The sequence below is a fragment of the Peptoniphilus sp. BV3C26 genome (assembly GCF_000478985.1).
GTDB lineage: Bacteria > Bacillota > Clostridia > Tissierellales > Peptoniphilaceae > Peptoniphilus_B > Peptoniphilus_B koenoeneniae.
The window spans coordinates 1-2,380 of the sequence record NZ_AWXB01000061.1 but is presented as its reverse complement, the minus strand read 5'-3'; the positions used below and the strand labels follow the sequence as shown (position 1 = coordinate 2,380).

Here is a 2,380-nt window from a genome sequence, read left to right as displayed (position 1 = left end):
AAGTAGCGGAATCAGCTTAAGTCCGATAAGGACAATACCGCCTCCTGCCATAAGCTGCTTAATACCTTGAGATTTTGCACCCGGATTGTCATTCCCATAACCTTCCATCAGGTTGATAACACCCCATGCTCCAAGTCCTGCACCTACTGCCATTACCAAAATCTTTAATACATTAACTGCCTGTGTAAAAAATTCCATAATTTATTCCTCCTCGCTTTCTTCTTTCTTTTCAATCTTGTTATATGACTTCACTACAAAGTTTTTGTAAGTCTTTCCCTCTTTTTCACGCTTCTTAAAGTAACCAAAGATATGAATCAAATCGCCTTTTTCAAAGTCCTTTGCTTTCTCCGATTTTTCTCCATAGGCGGCACAGTTGATATACTCCTTGCCTTTCCCGTACTTTTTTACAAGCGTGAAGTTTGCAACCTCAACAGTTTCTCCCTCTTTGTCAAAATTTGAGAAAGTGGGCTCTGCCAATAAATTGGCATTGATGTTAATCATTTCTTGCTTCATTAAAAATTTCTCCTTTTCTTTCAATAAAAAAGCGATTGGAGTTTTTTCTTTTCCAATCGCTAATGCTCATCCTATTTACTTTTTTCTTAGTGGGACTTCGTATTCTTATCATCTTACCTCCTGGCTTTGAGTAATAAAAAAGCAGCAAATCTATGTTCTTTAGACTTACTGCACTCTTGTAATAACTGTTTCCCTATTCAGCTTTGCTTTTCCTTTTCGCTTCATATAGCTTTCTATGTCAAACAAATTTTTCTTGTCATAGTCCTCAAGCAGCTTATAGTTCTTGTGTTTTGTAATATCGAATTTATCTGATAGAAAAGGTCTGACACCACGAAGCTGAAAAATACATTTACCGCCGTCCATGACCGTAATTTCATCTTGGCTCATAAGCTCCTTACCTGTCTTTTGATAATTAAGTCCAAAACTCTTTTGATTACTCCTTGTTTCCGATGTGTTGTAAAGGTCAATGGTTTCTTTACCAAGCGTTTCAGAAAGCTCTTTAAGTGTTGTTTTCTCCTTTCCACCAAGAAATAAAGTGCTATCACAGTTGCCCACGATTGTGTCAGCATTATCTTTATAGATTGCCTTTAGCTGAGATTGTGCTTGAAGAATTATACTCGCTGATATTTCTCTGGAACGGATTGTCGCTATCAGTTTTTCAAACTTTGGAATTAAGCCGATGTTTGCAAACTCGTCAAGTAGGCATCTTACATGAACAGGTAATCTTCCTCCATACACATCATCTGCCTTATCACATAACAAGTTAAATAGCTGAGAATACATAATAGATACCACAAAGTTAAAAGTATCATCTGTATCGGAGATGATAACAAAGAGTGCTGTCTTTCTATCTCCCAGTGTATCAAGCTCAAGTTCATCTTCACTCATTAGTTCTCTTAGCTCTCTTATGTCAAAAGGTGCAAGTCTTGCTCCACAAGATATTAGAATTGACTTGGCAGTTTTTCCAGCAGCCAATTTGTACTTTTTATATTGCTTCACCGCAAAGTGTGTCGGTTCTTTCTTTTCCAATGCTTCAAAGAGTCTATCAATCGGATTCATGTAGGTTTCATCATCTTCTCTTACCTCTGAAGCGTCTATCATATCAAGTAGTGTTGCAAAGTTCTTTTCTTCTCTTGGAGCTTCATACCAGATATATCCGATAAGTGCTGTATAGTAGAGTTTTTCAGCTTTCACCCAAAAATCCTCACCTGCTTTTTCTCCCTCGCCCTTCGTGTTTGCGATAATTGTCTGAACAAGCTTTAGAATATCTTTTTCAGAACGAATATATGCGAATGGATTGTACTTCATAGACTTTTTGAAGTTTATGGTATTTAGAATTTTAATCTCATAGCCATTATCTTCAAGCATCTTGCCACACTCAAGGACTATTGTTCCTTTAGGATCGGTTACACAATAGCTACTGTGCATTTGCATTAAGTTCGGTTTTACATAAAATCTTGTCTTTCCGGAGCCTGAACCACCTATAACCAAAACATTTTTATTTCTTGCATACTTTGGATTAGCTGGTCTGCCGTTCATAGTTAATCGTTCTGTTTGTGTAAGTAAGATATTGTTCTGGAACTTTTCATCCATATACGGTTCTATATCTTTTCTCGTTCCCCATCTTGCTGAACCATACTCTTTTCCCTGTCTGAACTTTTTTGCATTTTTGCCTTTGCTGTAGACAATGAATTTAATTAAAGCTGCTACTCCTGCACCAATTAAAATATCCGTAGGATGAATACTTGGAAGAAAGCTCATGGTGTTAAGCTCTAATATCCCTTGAAAGATTTTGTCTATTACATCGCCACCAGTATAAGCTCGTACATGGTGAGAGAAGATATTGCCAACATAGAAAAATGCAAGG

The 2,380-nt window shown here is 37.0% G+C and carries 4 protein-coding genes; all 4 read right to left on the bottom strand.

Features of this window, described 5'->3' with window-relative positions; all coding sequences use genetic code 11:
* Positions 1-198, bottom strand: a 198-nt coding sequence (locus tag HMPREF1253_RS07665) for a Maff2 family mobile element protein (RefSeq protein ID WP_023056212.1), incomplete at its 3' end; no start/stop codon positions are given.
* Between the two features lie 3 nt (positions 199-201).
* Complete coding sequence (locus HMPREF1253_RS07660; protein ID WP_000807037.1) at positions 202-513, bottom strand: hypothetical protein; 312 nt, start codon at positions 511-513, stop codon at positions 202-204.
* Complete coding sequence (locus tag HMPREF1253_RS10630) at positions 494-625, bottom strand: hypothetical protein (protein ID WP_019034762.1); 132 nt, start codon at positions 623-625, stop codon at positions 494-496. Before HMPREF1253_RS10630 ends, HMPREF1253_RS07660 begins: the two co-directional genes overlap by 20 nt.
* 53 nt (positions 626-678) lie before the next feature.
* Positions 679-2,380 (bottom strand): VirD4-like conjugal transfer protein, CD1115 family (locus HMPREF1253_RS07655; RefSeq protein WP_023056211.1); only part of this gene is annotated, 1,702 nt, incomplete at its 5' end.